The sequence below is a fragment of the Cytobacillus kochii genome (assembly GCF_020171845.1).
Lineage (GTDB): Bacteria > Bacillota > Bacilli > Bacillales > Cytobacillaceae > Cytobacillus > Cytobacillus kochii.
Genome location: NZ_JAIVAM010000003.1, coordinates 104,755 through 121,977, shown reverse-complemented (window position 1 = coordinate 121,977; position 17,223 = coordinate 104,755). Strand labels below are relative to the sequence as shown.

Below are 17,223 nucleotides of genomic sequence, written 5' to 3'. Positions count from 1 at the left end.
TTCCTCCTTCAAATTATTATTAATCTTTCAACAACTGAAATATACCAGTTTTTCTATGATTCGTGTTTATTTATAACAAAAATTCTACATTTTTTGCCAAAAATAAGCTGAAAGTACTTTCTTTATTTATTAATTAATAGGTATTTTGTTTTATTATTATGAATTTTCAGTACCTATTGCTTAATACTATTAAAAATATTGCTAATTTAAACGAAGATCCACCTCTTACTCTTTTAACTGGATAAAAAAAACACTGAGGCTATAAGCCTCAGTGTTCTATAAAATCTATTACACACGGTCACTTCCAAAGAAGTTTTTAAAAGATTGTAATGTTGTATCACGGTTAAGCGCGGCAATTGATGTTGTTAAAGGAATACCTTTAGGGCAAGATTGCACACAGTTTTGTGAGTTACCACAGTTAGCAAGACCACCGTCACCCATAATTTCCTCTAAACGATCTGCCTTATTCATTTCACCCGTTGGATGCGAGTTGAATAAACGCACTTGAGAAAGTGGTGCCGGTCCGATAAAATCAGATTTGCTGTTTACATTTGGACACGCTTCTAAACATACACCACAAGTCATACATTTTGATAATTCATAAGCCCATTGGCGTTTTTTCTCTGGCATACGCGGCCCTGGTCCTAAATCATATGTTCCATCAATCGGAATCCATGCTTTTACTTTTTTCAATGAATCAAACATGCGACTACGATCAACTTGTAAATCACGTACTACCGGGAATGTTTTCATTGGTGCTAAACGAATTGGTTGTTCTAATTGGTCGATCAGAGCTGTACAAGATTGACGTGGCTTGCCGTTAATGACCATAGAACAAGCTCCACAAACTTCTTCCAAACAGTTCATGTCCCAAGTAATTGGTGTTGTATGCTCCCCTTTTGTATTTACCGGGTTTCTTCGAATTTCCATTAGAGCAGAGATCACATTCATATTTGGACGATAATCAAGTTCAAACTCTTCTACATAAGAATCTGAATCAGGACCATCTTGTCTTGTAATTTGAAATAATACGGTTTTAGACTTTACTGCTGCTTCTGACACGATTAATTACTCCCCTTTCATCGAGTTTTCTCTTAATGTTTCGTTGTATAGTCACGTTTACGTGGCTTAATCAAGCTGATATCCACTTCATCGTAATGGAATTGTGGGGCTGATTTGCCATCAACGAATTTAGCCATAGTTGTTTTTAAGAATTCATCATCATTTCGATCAGGGAATTCTGGTTTATAATGGGCACCGCGGCTTTCGTTACGGTTATATGCACCAATTGTAATAACACGAGCTAATTGAAGCATATTTTGTAATTGACGAGTAAACGCCGCCCCTTGGTTACTCCATTTAGCTGTATCGTTAATGTTGATATTTTCATATCTCTCTAACAATTCAACAATTTTAGCATCTGTTTTTAATAAACGATCGTTATGACGAACAACTGTTACATTATCAGTCATCCATTCACCAAGTTCTTTGTGAAGGATATATGCATTTTCTGTTCCATCAAGAGACATGATTTTATTCCATTTCTCTTGTTCTTGTTGAACTGCACCTTCAAATAATGAAGAAGATAAATCTTCACTTGATTTCTCTAATCCTTCAATATATTCAAGCGCTTTTGGACCAGCAACCATACCACCATAAATGGCAGAAAGCAATGAGTTAGCTCCAAGACGGTTACCACCATGTTGTGAATAATCACACTCACCTGCAGCAAACAATCCAGGGATATTTGTCATTTGATCATAATCTACCCATAAACCACCCATTGAATAGTGAACAGCTGGGAAGATTTTCATTGGTACTTTACGAGGGTCATCACCTTGGAATTTCTCGTAAATTTCAATAATACCGCCCAATTTAATATCTAATTCTTTCGGGTCTTTATGTGAAAGATCAAGGTAAACCATGTTTTCACCATTGATACCTAGTTTTTGGTTTACGCAAACATCAAAGATTTCTCGTGTAGCAATATCACGAGGAACTAAGTTACCGTATGCCGGATATTTTTCCTCTAAGAAATACCAAGGTTTCCCGTCTTTATATGTCCAAACACGACCACCTTCACCACGTGCAGATTCACTCATTAGACGTAGTTTGTCATCTCCTGGTATAGCAGTTGGATGGATTTGAATGAACTCACCATTTGCATAATACGCGCCTTGTTGATAAACGATTGATGCAGCAGAGCCTGTATTAATAATAGAGTTAGTTGATTTACCAAAAATAATTCCCGGTCCACCAGAAGCCATAATGACAGCATCTGCTGAGAATGATTGGATTTCCATTGTTTGTAGGTTTTGCGCAACTACCCCACGACAAACACCGTCATCATCAATGACAGTTCCTAAGAACTCCCAACCCTCATATTTTGTTACTAACCCTGCTACTTCGTGACGACGCACTTGCTCATCCAATGCATAAAGCAATTGTTGACCTGTTGTCGCACCAGCAAAAGCAGTACGGTGATGCTGTGTTCCACCAAAGCGTCTAAAATCTAATAACCCTTCAGGTGTACGGTTGAACATAACACCCATACGGTCGAATAAGTGAATAATTCCAGGTGCTGCTTCTGCCATCGCCTTAACTGGAGGTTGGTTAGCTAAGAAGTCACCACCATAAATTGTATCATCAAAGTGAATCCAAGGAGAATCCCCTTCACCTTTTGTATTTACTGCTCCGTTAATACCACCTTGGGCACAAACAGAGTGAGAACGTTTAACCGGCACTAAAGAAAATAATTCTACTTGTCCGCCAGCTTCAGCAATTTTAACAGTTGCCATCAATCCGGCTAATCCGCCACCGACAACAATAACCTTTCCTTTACCCATATCTGACTCACTCCCTTAATACTAATACCTCTAAAAAACCGAACAAATTATAGAAAAATGTATGTATTCATTACACGAAAGCAAAAATAGCACGAATACCTACAATTGATAATGCGATAAAAATAACTAAAGTTACATAAGTTGAAATCAATTGTGATCTAGGAGATACTGTAATTCCCCAGCTTACCATGAAGGACCATAAACCATTTGCAAAGTGGAAAATTGCAGATAATACACCAACGATGTAAAATGCTAACATGAATGGGCTAGACAAAATATCAGCCATCATATCATAATTTACTTCGGCACCGAACATTGCTGCAATACGAGTCTCCCAAACATGCCAAACGATGAAAATCAATGTAATTACACCGGTTACACGTTGAACTAAGAACATCCAGTTTCGGAAAAATCCGAATCTTGAAGTGTTATTTTTTGCTGTAAACGCAATGTAAAGACCGTAAATTGCATGATATAACAAAGGTAAGAAAATAATAAATATTTCTAGGAAATATCTAAAAGGAAGACTTTCCATGAAATGTGATGCGCTATTAAATGCCTCTTCTCCCCTAGTTGCAAAATGGTTCACTACTAAGTGTTGGATCAGAAAGACCCCAACAGGTATAACTCCAAGTAATGAATGCAATCTGCGATTTAAAAACTCTCGATTACCCGCCATAAGTTTACCCCCTTGAATTTGTAGCATGACACGCTGAATATGTACATAACAAATCCTTCGCATCACTAAGAAAATGCAAATCATTTTCAAAACATTTATATGACATGTCCATTTTACTCCCATCGCCCATTAGCGTCAAGAAAACGGATACAGATTTTGTCGATATTACGAAAATTTTTTCTATTCTAGTTTCACTCAAAAAACCAATGATATAGTTTTTTCAACCCTATTTGGCGGTATATTAAAATAGCTTAAATCACGCAATAATATTCATATTTTACGCATAAAAATACATTTACATTAGATTATTATTAGTGTTAAGATTATTCCCATAATTTACACCAGTTTTACAAACTAAAAATTTTTCCCTTTTCACTGTACGTATTCGTTTTTTCCAAGTAAATTGTATATATTAGACTTTATGAAAGAGGGGAGATTTAGCATAATATGCCATCTCAAGAAGCCCAAATAGAACAAACCGAAAACATGGCAGAATCAATCGAACCAAACAAAGAAGTGATTCCATCCTTTGGTTATGAATTAATTAGAGAAGAACTTTTACATGATTTGCTAGGTAAAGACGCACCAGATATCTTATACTGGGCAGGCAAGAGACTAGCGCGTAAATATCCTCTACAAACAGAAGAAGACTTATTCAGTTTCTTTGTCGAGGCTGGTTGGGGAAAATTAACGAAAAACCTCGAAAACAAAAAAGAAATCGAATACGAGTTAACAAGTGAAGTCATTCAAAAGCGCTGTAAAGAAAATGCTCACGCAACATTCCAATTAGAAGCTGGTTTTATTGCTCAACAAATCGAACAGAAAAAAGAAGTGATTTGCGAAACATTCGAGCACCCACGTAAAAAAGGTGGAAAGGTCCTCTTCACAGTCAAATGGGATAAAAAGGACAATATCCACACCTAATAAATATACCCAACAGTAAAAAAAATCCAAACATCATTCTTTTTAAGGCGTTTAAATGGTGTTTGGATTTTCCTATCTTATACTACTGCTAGCTCATTTAATTTTTTATTAAATCCCCAGCTAAATTAAACGTTTGATGTAAAGCTTGAGCAGCATTTAACATATGCGCTTGGTCAATCACAGCCGAGACCTTTATTTCAGATGTACTGACCATCTTTACAACGATGTTATTAGCAGCTAATACATTAAACATCTCAGCTGCTACTCCAGGATTTGAAATCATTCCTGAACCGACAATCGAAATTTTCGCCAATTGTGATTCCCATTCAATCTGATCATAACTTAAGGCTTCTCGATTTTTTTCTAGTATTTTCACAGTCTCTGTAAGATCTTGGTTTTTAATAGAGAAAGATAAGCCTGATGATTTATCATCTGTAATACTTTGTATAATAATATCAACATTTATATGTTCTTTCGCCAAAAGTGAAAAGATGGATGAAAGGCTTATTAAAGGGTCTTTAATCCCTAGGACAGATACCCTTGTAATATCATCTTCAAAAGCAACCCCTCTAACAACTAAGTTCTCTTCCATTTCCGCAACCTCCTCAATAATTGTTCCTTCTTCTCGTTCCATACTGGAACGTACTTCAAGCTTTACATTGTAATTTTTTGCAAACTCAACTGCTCTTGGGTGTAGAACGCCTGCACCAAGATTAGCTAATTCAAGCATTTCATCGTAAGAGATAGATGGAAGCTTTCTTGCATTTTTTATATAGCGTGGATCAGTTGTGAATACACCTGTTACATCAGTGTATATATCACATTTGTCCGCTTTTAATACTGCTGCAAGAGCCACGGCTGTTGTATCAGAGCCACCCCTACCTAATGTCGTTATTTGGCCAGTCTCACTTAAACCTTGAAAACCCGCTACGATAACAATTCTCCCTTTCTTTAACTCTTGTGAAACAGGCTTTGTGTCAATATCAGTGATTCTTGCGTCACCATGTACTGATTCCGTTTTAATCCCTGCTTGCCAGCCTGTATAGGAAGTTGCCTCATAACCTTTGGAATTTAATGCAATTGTTAATAAGGAGATTGTAACTTGCTCACCTGTAGATAACAACATATCCATTTCTCTCTTACTTGGAGCAGGTGATAATTCTTTTGCCATACCAACTAATTGATCAGTCGTTTTGCCCATAGCCGACACAACGACAACGATATCATTACCATTATTTTTTTCTTCAATGACACGGTTGGCTACATTTTGAATATGATCAACCGAGCCTACGGAGGTTCCACCAAATTTCTGTACAATTAAGCCCACTTTTCTCCCCTACTTTCAAGTCATTCGTTTTTATTCCCTGCCGCCTGTATGTACAACCAACACATTTCTACCCATATTCGGCATAAAAAAAAGCAATGAGATGAAACCCATCCCATTGCTGTGTAGTCAAACGTATGAACAATCTACGCACACACAGTGAGATAGCCCTCCAAGACAGATAGTCTTGACAATCCTGCATTTATTCAATGCAGAACCAGCGAAGAAAATATTGAGTCTTTCTTCACTTCGGCGAATATTCCCTTTCAAAGTCCTTCAAACGAAGCTCAATCTTCTAAGGAACTTTTACTAATGAAACTCGCACCTCTACCTTCACTTTCAAGTTAAAAAGTGATTTGATATAAAGTTAAAAACACTATACCATATTTGTTTTTTTCAGACAATGTCTATTCATGTAACTTTTCATAAAGTTCTTGTGCAACTTTTAATGGTAAGCCAGATTCCCTAAGGTCTTCTACACTAGCTGATTTCATTTTTTTTACAGAACCAAAATCTTTTAATAACTGCTTTTTTCTTTTTTCCCCAATACCATCAATTTCATCAAGAAGTGACTGAAATGCACTCTTTCCACGAACTTGTCTATGAAATGTAATCGCAAATCGATGCACTTCATCTTGAATACGTTGTAATAAATAAAATTCCTGGCTATTTCGAGCGAGGGGAATGATCATTAATGGATTTCCATAAAGAAGTTGAGATGTTTTATGCTTATCATCTTTGACTAATCCTGCTAGTGGAATATCTAAACCGAGTTCATTCTCAAGCACATCTCGAACGACTTCAACATGTCCTTTTCCACCATCAATGATAATTAAATCAGGTAGGGGGAGCCCTTCTTTTAAAACCCGGCTATATCTCCGTCTCGTCACTTCCCTCATAGATTCATAATCATCTGGTCCTTTAACTGACTTAATCTTATATTTCCGATACTCCCTTTTTGCAGGCTTACCATCGATAAAGACAATCATTGCTGAGACAGCATCGGTACCCTGGATATTGGAGTTATCAAAAGCTTCAATGCGATAGGGTATGTAAATTCCTAGCTCCTCACCTAAGCTTTCTATTGCATTCACCGTTCTTTTCTCATCACGTTCAATAAGCGAGAATTTTTCTTTTAAAGCAATCTTTGCATTTTTATAGGCAAGTTTCACTAGTTCTTTTTTTCTCCCTCTTTGAGGAATAAATATTTTCACATCCAAAAGCTGCTCAGCCATCGTCACATCAACAGAGTCTGGCAAGTAGATTTCCTTTGGTTTAAAATGGTTAGCTTGTTCATAAAAACGGCCGAGATAGGTGAGCATCTCTTCTTCAGGCTCATTATAGATTGGAAACATAGACACATCTCTTTCAATGAGTTTCCCTTGCCTAATAAAGAATACTTGTACACACATCCAACCCTTATCAACCGCATAAGCAAACACATCTCGGTCTGTAAAATCCGTCATCGTAATCTTTTGTTTTTCCATCGTCGTTTCTATATGGATAATTTTATCTCTGAAATCTTTTGCTTTCTCAAACTCTAGCGCTGCGGACGCTTCTTCCATTTTCGTTGAGAGTTCTTTTTTGATCTCTTTATAACCACCATTTAAGAAGCGAGTAATCTCATCTGTCATTTGTTTGTATGTGTCAGATTTTACTTCATTTACACAAGGAGCTAGACATTGTCCGATATGGTAGTAGAGACAAACTCTATCTGGTAAGGTGTTACATTTTCTTAAAGGATAAAGGCGATCTAATAATCTCTTTGTTTCATTGGCCGCCTGCACATTTGGATATGGACCAAAATATTTACCTTTGTCTTTTTTTACTTTTCTCGTGGTAATTAATCTCGGATGTCTTTCATTTGTTAATTTAATAAAAGGATAACTCTTATCATCCTTTAACATGACATTATATTTGGGGTCATGCTTTTTAATTAAATTTAACTCTAATAATAATGCTTCCATATCGGAAGAGGTCACGATGTATTCAAAATCTTCAATTTCATTTACCAGCCTTAATGTCTTTCCATCATGCGAACCGGTAAAATAGGACTTAACCCGATTACGAAGCACTTTCGCCTTACCGACATAAATAATTGTCCCTTGGCGATCTTTCATTAAATAACAACCAGGTTGAGCAGGTAATAAAGGTAATTTATTTTTTATATTATCATTCATAATTAGCTGTCACATCCATACCTAAAAAGAATATCATTGCAGGAGGAAACCATACCCTTCTTACTGATTTTGCCATACTTGTACTGTAAAAAAACCCCGATCTTCTAAAAGTAGAAGCCGGGGTTTGTTTTTATGGTACTTCTTATGCACCATGTTTTTGAAGCAATTCAACTAATGCTTCTTTCGGTTGGAAACCAACCACTTTATCTACTTCTGCACCATCTTTAAATACGATGAGAGTCGGGATGCTCATAACACCAAATTTACCAGCAGTTTCTTGGTTATCGTCAACATCAAGTTTAACGATTTTTACTTTATCTCCCATTTCTCCATCAATTTCCTCAAGAACTGGTCCAATCATTTTACAAGGTCCGCACCATGGTGCCCAGAAGTCTGCAAGTACAAGACCTGAACCAGTTTCAGCAGTAAAGTTTTGATCTGTTGCATGTGTGATAGCCATAATATTTATATCCTCCTAATAAATAACTAAAAAATCTTATCGAAAGTATATCATCGATTAATAATGGATGCTATTATTTTGCTCGTATAGATTACCCATTTTTTTATTGTATCATACTGAACCTTTAAAAAGGATTCAATGTCTATTTTATTCAACATTAATCTTTTTGCCAACATAGTAAAGAAGCGGATAGTATAATTCTACCCGCTCATATCAGATGTAAACGAAAATTATGCATTTACAAGTAATTCTTTAAACTCTTTCGTTAGTAATGGAAGGACTTCGAATAAGTCGCCCACAATACCATAATCCGCTACTTTAAAGATATTCGCTTCAGGATCTTTGTTGATGGCAACAATAATCTTTGAATTGGACATCCCAGCTAAATGTTGAATCGCACCAGATATACCGCAAGCGATATAAAGGTCCGGTGTAACTACTTTACCTGTTTGACCGATTTGAAGTGAGTAATCACAGTAGTCTGCATCGCATGCGCCACGTGAAGCTCCAACAGCACCACCAAGGACATCTGCCAATTCTTTTAACGGCTCAAAACCTTCTTCACTTTTCACACCGCGTCCACCAGCAACAATAACTTTTGCTTCAGAAAGGTCTACACCTTCTGTTGCTTTTCGTACAACTTCCTTGATGACTTGACGCAAGTTTTTAATTTCTACAGATAAAGATGAAACATCTCCATTTCTACTTTCATCTTTTTCAAGTGGTGCAATGTTATTAGGGCGAATAGTAGCGAAAAGAAGTCCATCTGTTACAATTTTCTTTTCAAATGCTTTTCCTGAGTAAATCGGACGAGTAAAGACTAAGTTACCACCCTCAACTTCTAGATCTGTTACATCAGAGATAAGACCGGATTCTAACTTTGCCGCAATCTTCGGTGCAAGATCTTTACCTTGGGCAGTATGTCCGAAAATAATTCCTTCAGGATCTTCTTGATCAATAACGGCAAGTAAGGCTTGGGAATAACCGTCAGATGTATATTGTTTTAACAGTTCATCCTCAACTGTTACCACTCGGTCAGCTCCATACTGAATGAATTCAGCTCCTAAAGCGCTTACAGAATCACCAAACAAAACACCTACAACTTCTCCACCTTCAGCAGATGTTTTTGCTGCAGCAACTGCTTCAAAAGAAACATTTCGCAATGAACCTTCTCTTACTTCACCTAATACTAAAACTTTTCTAGCCATTATTATACCCCCAACGTTTTTATTCTTTTATGCTCACTATTAGACAACTTTTGCTTCGTTATGAAGTAGACTGACTAATTCTTTTACTTGACCCTCTAATTCACCTTCAAGCACTTTTCCAGCTTCTTTTTTCGGTGGTAGGGAGATTTCGATTGTCTTTGTTTTCGCTTCTACATCATCTTCGTCTAAATCAAGATCGTCTAATTCAATTTCGTCTAAAGGTTTTTTCTTTGCTTTCATAATCCCTGGTAAAGAAGGGTAGCGCGGTTCATTTAAACCTTGTTGTGCAGTGACAAGTAATGGTAGAGAAGTCTCGATTACTTCAGAATCACCTTCTACATCACGAACAACTGTAGCTGTTGTACCTTCAATATCTAACTTAGTGATGGTTGTGATATAAGGAATAGCTAATAGCTCCGCTACGCGTGGGCCAACTTGACCTGATCCACCATCGATCGCTACATTCCCACCAATAATCAAATCAACCTCTTTATCTTTAAGGAATTCAGCTAAAATTTTAGAAGTCGTAAACTGATCTCCTTCTTCAACGTCATCTTCTGTATTAATCAGTACTGCTTTATCAGCACCCATCGCTAATGCTGTACGAAGTTGCTTCTCAGCTTCTTCTGTCCCTACCGAAACAACCGTTACTTCACCACCATGTTCATCACGAACTTGGATTGCTTCCTCGATTGCATATTCATCGTAAGGGTTGATGATGAATTCTGCTCCATCTTCATTAATTTTACCGCCTGAAATCGTGATCTTTTCTTCTGTATCAAATGTTCTTTTCATTAGTACATAGATGTTCATGGTTTCGCCTCCTAATTTTACAAACATTCCATTGCTTCATAAGATTTTGACAAATAAAACTAAATTGTTGACTGAGCGTATGCTCAGTCTTACAATAACCTATTCCTAAAAATACTTTTCAAATCGATTATTATTTAACAATTTAAATTATTAAATCTATTATAATAGATTATGAACAAAATTGGTAATGAAAACGTTTATATTTAAAAAATTATTTTCCTGAGAAAACTGGATTTCGCTTTTCAACAAATGCAGAAATACCTTCCTTTGCATCCTCACTTACGAAAACTTGACCAAAAAGTTCTGCTTCCTTTTTCACCCCATCATAATAACGGTTGGATTTACTATAATTCAGTAATTCTAATGTTGCACCGACAGATACTGGGCTCTTTTTGGCGATTTTTTGTGCCATTGAATAGGCATTTTCTAACAGCTTTTCTTCAGGGTAAGCATGATTGGCTAAACCGAGTTGTACAGCTTCTAGCCCTGTAATTGGATCACTCGTTAAAATCATTTCAGCTGCTTTTGCCGTTCCAACAAAACGAGGTAATCGTTGTGTACCAGCAAATCCAGGAATTAATCCAAGCTGCAATTCTGGTAGTCCCATTTTTGTATTCTCAGCAACTAAGCGAATATGACAACTCATTGCAAGTTCCAGACCTCCACCTAAAGCTGCACCATGAATGGCTGCAATAATAGGCTTCTTGAAGGTTTCTATTCTCTCAAAGAGCCCTTGTCCATTTTCTGCTAGATGTGAGAAACCTTCACCACTTTCGATAGAAGTAAACTCCTTAATATCTGCTCCAGCAGAGAAGAAGCGGCCTTCTCCATGAATGAGGATCACCCTAATATCTTGGTTTGGCTCAATCTGATCCAGTACTTCACCTAATTCCTCAATCAACCCAGATGATAGTGCATTGGCAGGAGGGCGATTAATGGTAATTGTTGCAACTTCATTATCAATCTTCCAATTTAAGTATTCCACTTTTGCTTACCTCCATTATTTTTAATTACTGGCTTTTGCACCCACTGATTAAAAGGCGATGAACTTCGGGCGCTAACGCAGTTAAATCATATTTTTGATCATTCATCACCCATGTTGTGGCAGTTTCATCCATTGTCCCAAAGATCATCTGTCTAGCTAATCGGACATCGAGATTACTAGCAAACTCACCCGTTTTTTTTCCTTCGAGTAAGATTGAATCGATTAAGCCTAAATAACCTTTTAAGATGGCATTAATTTTTTGCCGTAAATCGATATTCGATTGCCTTAGTTCTAATTGTGTCACGATAGCTAAATGTTTGTCTTGAGATAAAATATGAAAGTGGGTTTCGACCATCATTAATAACTTCTCTGCTGCTCTTACTTTTCCTGCTATTTTCTCCTCAATCATTTCAACAAAGTGACCCATTTTGTTTTCAAAGAGGGAAATTAAGATATCTTCTTTGTTCTTAAAATATAAATAAATCGTCCCATCAGCCACGCCTGCCTGTTTGGCAATCTTTGAAACTTGTGATTGATGGTAGCCATTCTCAGCAATGACTATCACTGCCGCATCAATAATCTGTCTGTATTTTGGTTTGTTCTTCTTCAAAATCATTCTCCCCCTATATTACTCTTGCTCCTAACAAAGAGTATACCGGAATGGAGATACTCGTTTCCACCTAATCAACAGAACAACCATTCCGAATGATAAAAATGAATGAATAGTCATTCATAAAATTATATTATTATCTAATGATTGTTCTGTCAAGAAACTTTGCATAATTATTATGTTTTTAAATTGGACAAGCTCTAGGTTTCAAAAAGAATGAGCCACATGGCCCGATTATTTTATCGCCTCATTTTGCTCTTCAGCAAATTTCTTTTTATCTTCCTCAATTAAAGTTCTTCTCAGTATTTTTCCTACTGCTGTTTTAGGTAGTTCCTCACGAAATTCATAAATTCTCGGTACCTTATAAGCAGCTAAGTGTTTTCTAGCAAACTCATTTAATTCATCTTCTGTAATATGGGCACCCTCTTTTTTAACAATATAAGCTTTAACTGTTTCTCCTCGGTAAGGGTGGGGCACGCCAGCTGCTACTACTTCCTGGACTGCTTCATGCTCATATAACACTTCTTCTATCTCTCTTGGATAAATATTAAATCCACCGGCGATAATCATATCTTTCTTGCGGTCAACCACATAAAAATAGCCTTTTTCATCCATATACCCTAAATCCCCTGTTAATAACCAGCCGTCTTTTAATGTTTGTTCCGTATCATCTGGACGGTTCCAATAGCCTTTCATGACTTGTGGACCTTTTACACAAATCTCTCCAATTTCACCAACAGGTAAAAATTCGCCATTTTCAGTAGACATAATTTTTGCATCAGTGTCTGGCCAAGGAATCCCAATACTCCCCTTTACTCTCGGTTCATCCCAAAGGAAATTAGCATGTGTCACAGGTGAAGACTCTGTTAGCCCATATCCTTCTACTAATTTACCGCCAGTGATTTCTTCAAATTTTTGTTGGACCTCAATAGGTAGTGCCGCTGATCCACTGATACAGGAATCGATGGAAGAAAGGTCAAATTCTTTAATTTTAGGGTGATTCAATAATCCGATATAAATGGTCGGAGCACCTGGGAAAAGTGTTGGCCTTTGCTTCTGAATCGTCTTTAAGGTTGTTTCAACATCAAACTTGGGTAGTAAAACCATTTTGTTAGCTTCCATAATTGTCAAGATCATAACAGTTGTCATACCATATACATGGAAAAATGGCAGTATCCCTAGAATAACCTCTTCGCCTTTTTTCGTTTGATATAACCATGCTTTACACATCGCAGCATTGGATACTAAATTTTTGTGGGTAAGCATAACTCCTTTCGGAAATCCAGTCGTCCCACCTGTATATTGTAATAGTGCTAAATCTTCATTGAATTCTATCTCATATGTTTGAACTGGTCTTGCTTCACCTTTTAATATTTCTGTTAATAAATGATAATTGCCTTCATGTCTGACATTGACTGATAAGCCATATTGCTTTTTCTGAATAAATGGATACACAATATTTTTTGGAAATGGTAAAAAGTCCTTGATAGCGGTTACAATTACATGTTTCAATTCTGTTTGAGGTAGTATTTTAGTCACTCTCGGAAAAAGTATATCCATTGTGATAATCGCAATCGCTCCTGAATCCTTCATTTGGAATTCAAGTTCTCTTTCCATATAAAGTGGATTTGTTTGGACGACCACCCCTCCTGCGAATAGAACACCATAATAACTTATGACTGACTGCGGGGTATTAGGTAACATGATAGCGACTCGATCGCCTTTCGTTATTCCGATACTTTGCAGGTAGCCTGCAACTTTTAGAGCGGATTCATAGACATAACGATACGTAAATTCTTTCCCCATAAAGTGAATGGCTTTTTTTTCAGGGAACTCATTTGCGGCAGCAACTAAAAACTCCTGAACAGGCTGTTCTGGATAGGCAAGTGTTGATGGGATTTCATTAGGGTACAGCTTCAGCCACGGTTTTTCTTCAGACATTTACGACCCTCCCCAAATATTATATTTTTAGAACATTTAAAATTGTTCACCTATTATTATAATATACACTTGTAAGCAAGACAAATGAAATTATATAAATCTGTGCCTTATTTCCTAAAGGTACCTCTTTATCTTATGCTAAATAGCACAAACCATGCCACCATGAGGGAAGGAGAAAAGTTGTATGAGCAAATAAAGTACGGTGCTCTTTTACTAAAAAAAACTAGACAACCATTCGTTGTATTCCGCATACGAATAATTGTCTAGATCTAACTAATGAATCAATTCCTTTATATCATAAAGATGACGCCCGCTAAGATAAATAATACGCATAATACAAGTAATATTTTTGCTAATCTCTCCATTCAATTACGCTCCCTAAGATATGCTCGCACCAATAATATAAGAAATTCCGATAGATAATATCATAGATATCAGTCCAACAGCAATATTATTATTTTGTATTTCATCATCTACTTTTATTTTCGGACTCATGAATTCAAAAACAAAATAAGCGACTAACAATAAAATAAAACCGAACACACCCCAACCGATCATGACAAGTAAATGATCATTATGCATAATCGAATGACGAAACACATTTGCTATCCCAAATATCTTACCACCTGTAGCCATTGCCACAGCAACATTTCCTTTTTTAATCTCTTCCCAATTCTTATATTTCGTTACAAGCTCAAATACTGCTAAAAAGACAATCATACATAGAATAACCACACTAAAGTAGGCAGCGGTATGAACAAATTCATTTTCCCAAAACTGATTCATTTTATGTTCTCCCCAAAAATTTTTAATGAATTCTTTTTGTACTTACATGTTTTTTCATGCATGTGTAAGATAATCGCTATTTAAATTCTACCACAGTCACACCCGTTCCACCTTCACCAGCTTCCCCAAACCGAATAGATTTGACCGAACGGTGATTTCGTAAATACTCTTGCACACCTTGCCTTAGAGCACCCGTTCCTTTTCCGTGAATGATAGACACGCGCGGATAACCAGCTAGAAGAGCATCATCAATATATTTCTCGACTCTCAAAAGAGCGTTTTCATATCTTTCGCCTCTGAGGTCCAGCTCCAAACTAACATGATAATCTTTTCCTTTTACAGTGGCCATTGGTTTTGTTTCCACCGGCTTAGGTGTTTTAATAAACTCTAAATCTTTTTCTTCCACCTTCATTTTTAAAATGCCGATTTGGACACTCCATTCTTTTTCAGCTAGTTTTTCTAATAGCTGGCCTTTTTGACCGAAACTTAATACCTTTACTTCATCTCCAGGCTGGAATTGATGGGTTTGATTTGCACTTTTTTTCTTTTGTTTCTTCACTATTTCAGGTGCGGCGTCAGATAGACGTTTTCTTGCTTCAATCAGTTCATGCTCTTTAACTTCTGCATGCTTTTCTATGCGCATTTGTCTAAGTTCGCTAATAATGCTTTCTGCTTCTTCTTTCGCTTTCTCTACAATAGATGCGGCTTCTTCCTTTGCTTTTTGTTCTAGCTCATCTTTTTCTTCATAGTAGGAAACCATTTGTTTTTGCAAATCTTTATGAAGCTTCTCAGCGTTTTTTAATAATGCATATGCTTCTTCACGCTCTGCCTCCGCTTGCTTTTTACTACTTTCCAATGAGGCAATCATATTTTCTACTTTGTTACTATCAGCACTTATATATTCCTTGGCATTGGTAATTACACGTTCATTTAAACCAAGTCGTCCTGAAATTTCAAAAGCATTACTACGACCAGGAACGCCAATCAATAATTTATAAGTAGGACTTAACGTTTCTACATTAAATTCAACACTGGCATTTACAACCCCCTCACGATTGTAACCATAGGCTTTTAACTCGGGATAATGGGTTGTTGCAATGACTTTAGCTCCTCTGTTATACACTTCATCCAAAATAGAAATGGCTAAAGCTGCCCCTTCTTGCGGGTCTGTTCCTGCACCTAATTCATCAAAAAGGACTAAACTATTACCGTCCACTTTTTCTAAAATATCAACTATATTGACCATATGTGACGAGAAAGTACTTAAACTCTGTTCAATTGACTGTTCATCACCGATATCAGCATAAACAGCGCCAAATACCGCTACTTCTGACCCGTCTAAAGCAGGAATTTGTAATCCTGCCTGTGCCATCAATGTAGAAAGACCAACTGTTTTTAATGTGACTGTCTTACCACCTGTATTCGGTCCCGTAATAACGATGGAAGAATAAGCTTCTCCCATCGTTATGTCGTTCGCTACGACTTCATTGGCTGGAATCAATGGATGACGAGCTTTGAAAAGCCTAATATGACCTTTGTCGTTTACAGATGGTTTACTTGCCTTTATGCTCTTTCCATATCTTGCTTTTGTGAACATAAAATCCATTTCACCTAAAACATAAACAATGGTTTGCAGTTCATTATTATACTCATTCGTTAATAATGATAGCTGAATCAGGATTTTCTCAATTTCTTGCTGCTCTTTTACCCTGATATTTTGTAATTCATTATTTAGTTGGACAATAGACTGTGGTTCTATAAATAATGTCTGCCCAGAAGAACTTTGATCATGAATAATACCACCATAATGACCACGATATTCTTGTTTAACAGGAATAACGAAACGATCATTACGAATAGTAATAATCGCATCAGAAAGCATTTTCTGTGCGCTGGACGAACGAATCATTGATTCTAATTTATCTCGTACCCGACTCTCTCTCGTTCTTAATTGTGTCCTTAATTGGCGTAAGTTTTCACTCGCACTATCAAGTACATCTCCATTTTCGTCAATACTATTTCTAATCGCCGTTTCTAGCTCAACTAGAACAATGATTTTTTCACTATAGCTGAACAAGATTGGTATTTCATTTTCTTCTTCATCAGCAAATTCTTCAATGAAACGCTTCATTTGTCGACTTACATGAATCGTACTGGCTATTTGCATCAGTTCATGCGGACTCAACATTGCACCAATCTTTGTTCGTTTTAAGTGAGGAGTAATGTCAAAAATCCCCCCTAAAGGTACACTACCTCTCATACGTAACACTTGAGCTGCTTCATCCGTTTCGTTTTGCAACTTAATCACTTCGGAAAAATCTGTTGACGGTACTAAATCTTCCGCTTTTTTCTTCCCGAGGCTTGAGGACACATAGGTTAAAAGCTGTTCTTTCACTTTATGAAATTCGAGCATTTTCAAAATTCTATCTTGCATGAAGTAATCCCCCTTCATTTTTCCTTATCAATC

Annotated in this window: 14 protein-coding genes and 1 riboswitch; of the genes, 1 reads left to right on the top strand and 13 read right to left on the bottom strand. The window is 36.7% G+C overall.

All coding sequences use genetic code 11. The annotated features are described in order from the left end of the window. Positions 1 to 288 precede the first annotated feature (288 nt). The 3 genes from sdhB to LCM23_RS04050 all read right to left on the bottom strand — a co-directional run bounded on the left by sdhB (position 289) and on the right by LCM23_RS04050 (position 3,525). Complete coding sequence (gene sdhB / locus LCM23_RS04060; protein ID WP_095372351.1) at positions 289 to 1,062, bottom strand: succinate dehydrogenase iron-sulfur subunit; 774 nt, start codon at positions 1,060 to 1,062, stop codon at positions 289 to 291. A 32-nt stretch (positions 1,063 to 1,094) separates the two neighbouring features. Continuing rightward, positions 1,095 to 2,846, bottom strand: coding sequence for a succinate dehydrogenase flavoprotein subunit (gene sdhA, locus LCM23_RS04055; protein ID WP_224935808.1), 1,752 nt, complete (start codon positions 2,844 to 2,846; stop codon positions 1,095 to 1,097). Positions 2,847 to 2,916: 70 nt separating this feature from the next. Next, the gene (locus tag LCM23_RS04050) at positions 2,917 to 3,525 is read right to left on the bottom strand and encodes a succinate dehydrogenase cytochrome b558 subunit (protein ID WP_095372349.1); all 609 of its coding nucleotides are present in this window, start codon (positions 3,523 to 3,525) and stop codon (positions 2,917 to 2,919) included. A 447-nt stretch (positions 3,526 to 3,972) separates the two neighbouring features. Between LCM23_RS04050 and LCM23_RS04045 the strand changes: the two genes are divergently transcribed. Continuing rightward, entirely contained in the window at positions 3,973 to 4,449 is a 477-nt protein-coding gene (locus LCM23_RS04045; RefSeq protein ID WP_224935807.1) for a YslB family protein, read from the top strand. Between the two features lie 97 nt (positions 4,450 to 4,546). On the opposite strand, the gene LCM23_RS04040 is transcribed toward LCM23_RS04045, so the two are convergent. From LCM23_RS04040 to LCM23_RS03995, 10 genes are all read right to left on the bottom strand, one after another. Next, complete coding sequence (locus LCM23_RS04040) at positions 4,547 to 5,776, bottom strand: aspartate kinase (protein ID WP_095372348.1); 1,230 nt, start codon at positions 5,774 to 5,776, stop codon at positions 4,547 to 4,549. Between the two features lie 154 nt (positions 5,777 to 5,930). After that, positions 5,931 to 6,111: riboswitch (Lysine riboswitch) on the bottom strand. Between the two features lie 69 nt (positions 6,112 to 6,180). Beyond that, positions 6,181 to 7,953, bottom strand: coding sequence for an excinuclease ABC subunit UvrC (gene uvrC / locus LCM23_RS04035; RefSeq protein ID WP_224935806.1), 1,773 nt, complete (start codon positions 7,951 to 7,953; stop codon positions 6,181 to 6,183). A 142-nt stretch (positions 7,954 to 8,095) separates the two neighbouring features. Beyond that, positions 8,096 to 8,413, bottom strand: coding sequence for a thioredoxin (gene trxA, locus LCM23_RS04030; RefSeq protein WP_095372346.1), 318 nt, complete (start codon positions 8,411 to 8,413; stop codon positions 8,096 to 8,098). Positions 8,414 to 8,643: 230 nt separating this feature from the next. Continuing rightward, complete coding sequence (locus LCM23_RS04025) at positions 8,644 to 9,621, bottom strand: electron transfer flavoprotein subunit alpha/FixB family protein (RefSeq protein WP_095372345.1); 978 nt, start codon at positions 9,619 to 9,621, stop codon at positions 8,644 to 8,646. 39 nt (positions 9,622 to 9,660) lie between these two features. Then, positions 9,661 to 10,434, bottom strand: a complete 774-nt coding sequence (locus LCM23_RS04020; protein WP_224935805.1) for an electron transfer flavoprotein subunit beta/FixA family protein — start codon at positions 10,432 to 10,434, stop codon at positions 9,661 to 9,663. Between the two features lie 211 nt (positions 10,435 to 10,645). After that, the gene (locus LCM23_RS04015; RefSeq protein WP_095372343.1) at positions 10,646 to 11,419 is read right to left on the bottom strand and encodes an enoyl-CoA hydratase; all 774 of its coding nucleotides are present in this window, start codon (positions 11,417 to 11,419) and stop codon (positions 10,646 to 10,648) included. Positions 11,420 to 11,444: 25 nt separating this feature from the next. Next, positions 11,445 to 12,029 carry a TetR/AcrR family transcriptional regulator gene (locus LCM23_RS04010; RefSeq protein WP_095372342.1) on the bottom strand — a complete coding sequence of 195 codons (585 nt, stop codon included), beginning with the start codon at positions 12,027 to 12,029 and terminating at the stop codon, positions 11,445 to 11,447. A gap of 234 nt (positions 12,030 to 12,263) precedes the next feature. Next, entirely contained in the window at positions 12,264 to 13,970 is a 1,707-nt protein-coding gene (locus LCM23_RS04005) for an AMP-binding protein (protein ID WP_224935804.1), read from the bottom strand. Between the two features lie 378 nt (positions 13,971 to 14,348). Beyond that, positions 14,349 to 14,756 carry a DUF350 domain-containing protein gene (locus LCM23_RS04000; RefSeq protein WP_095372340.1) on the bottom strand — a complete coding sequence of 136 codons (408 nt, stop codon included), beginning with the start codon at positions 14,754 to 14,756 and terminating at the stop codon, positions 14,349 to 14,351. 76 nt (positions 14,757 to 14,832) lie between these two features. Then, entirely contained in the window at positions 14,833 to 17,190 is a 2,358-nt protein-coding gene (locus tag LCM23_RS03995; RefSeq protein WP_224935803.1) for an endonuclease MutS2, read from the bottom strand. Positions 17,191 to 17,223 lie beyond the last annotated feature (33 nt).

Excerpts from the sequence above, each read along its gene's own strand:
- LCM23_RS04025 (WP_095372345.1), bottom strand. The coding sequence starts at position 9,621 with ATGGCTAGAAAAGTTTTAGTATTAGGTGAAGTAAGAGAAGGTTCATTG.
- LCM23_RS04050 (WP_095372349.1), bottom strand. The coding sequence starts at position 3,525 with ATGGCGGGTAATCGAGAGTTTTTAAATCGCAGATTGCATTCATTACTT.
- LCM23_RS03995 (WP_224935803.1), bottom strand. The coding sequence starts at position 17,190 with ATGCAAGATAGAATTTTGAAAATGCTCGAATTTCATAAAGTGAAAGAA.
- LCM23_RS04000 (WP_095372340.1), bottom strand. The coding sequence starts at position 14,756 with ATGAATCAGTTTTGGGAAAATGAATTTGTTCATACCGCTGCCTACTTT.
- trxA (WP_095372346.1), bottom strand. The coding sequence starts at position 8,413 with ATGGCTATCACACATGCAACAGATCAAAACTTTACTGCTGAAACTGGT.
- sdhA (WP_224935808.1), bottom strand. The coding sequence starts at position 2,846 with ATGGGTAAAGGAAAGGTTATTGTTGTCGGTGGCGGATTAGCCGGATTG.
- LCM23_RS04005 (WP_224935804.1), bottom strand. The coding sequence starts at position 13,970 with ATGTCTGAAGAAAAACCGTGGCTGAAGCTGTACCCTAATGAAATCCCA.
- LCM23_RS04045 (WP_224935807.1), top strand. The coding sequence starts at position 3,973 with ATGCCATCTCAAGAAGCCCAAATAGAACAAACCGAAAACATGGCAGAA.
- LCM23_RS04020 (WP_224935805.1), bottom strand. The coding sequence starts at position 10,434 with ATGAACATCTATGTACTAATGAAAAGAACATTTGATACAGAAGAAAAG.
- uvrC (WP_224935806.1), bottom strand. The coding sequence starts at position 7,953 with ATGAATGATAATATAAAAAATAAATTACCTTTATTACCTGCTCAACCT.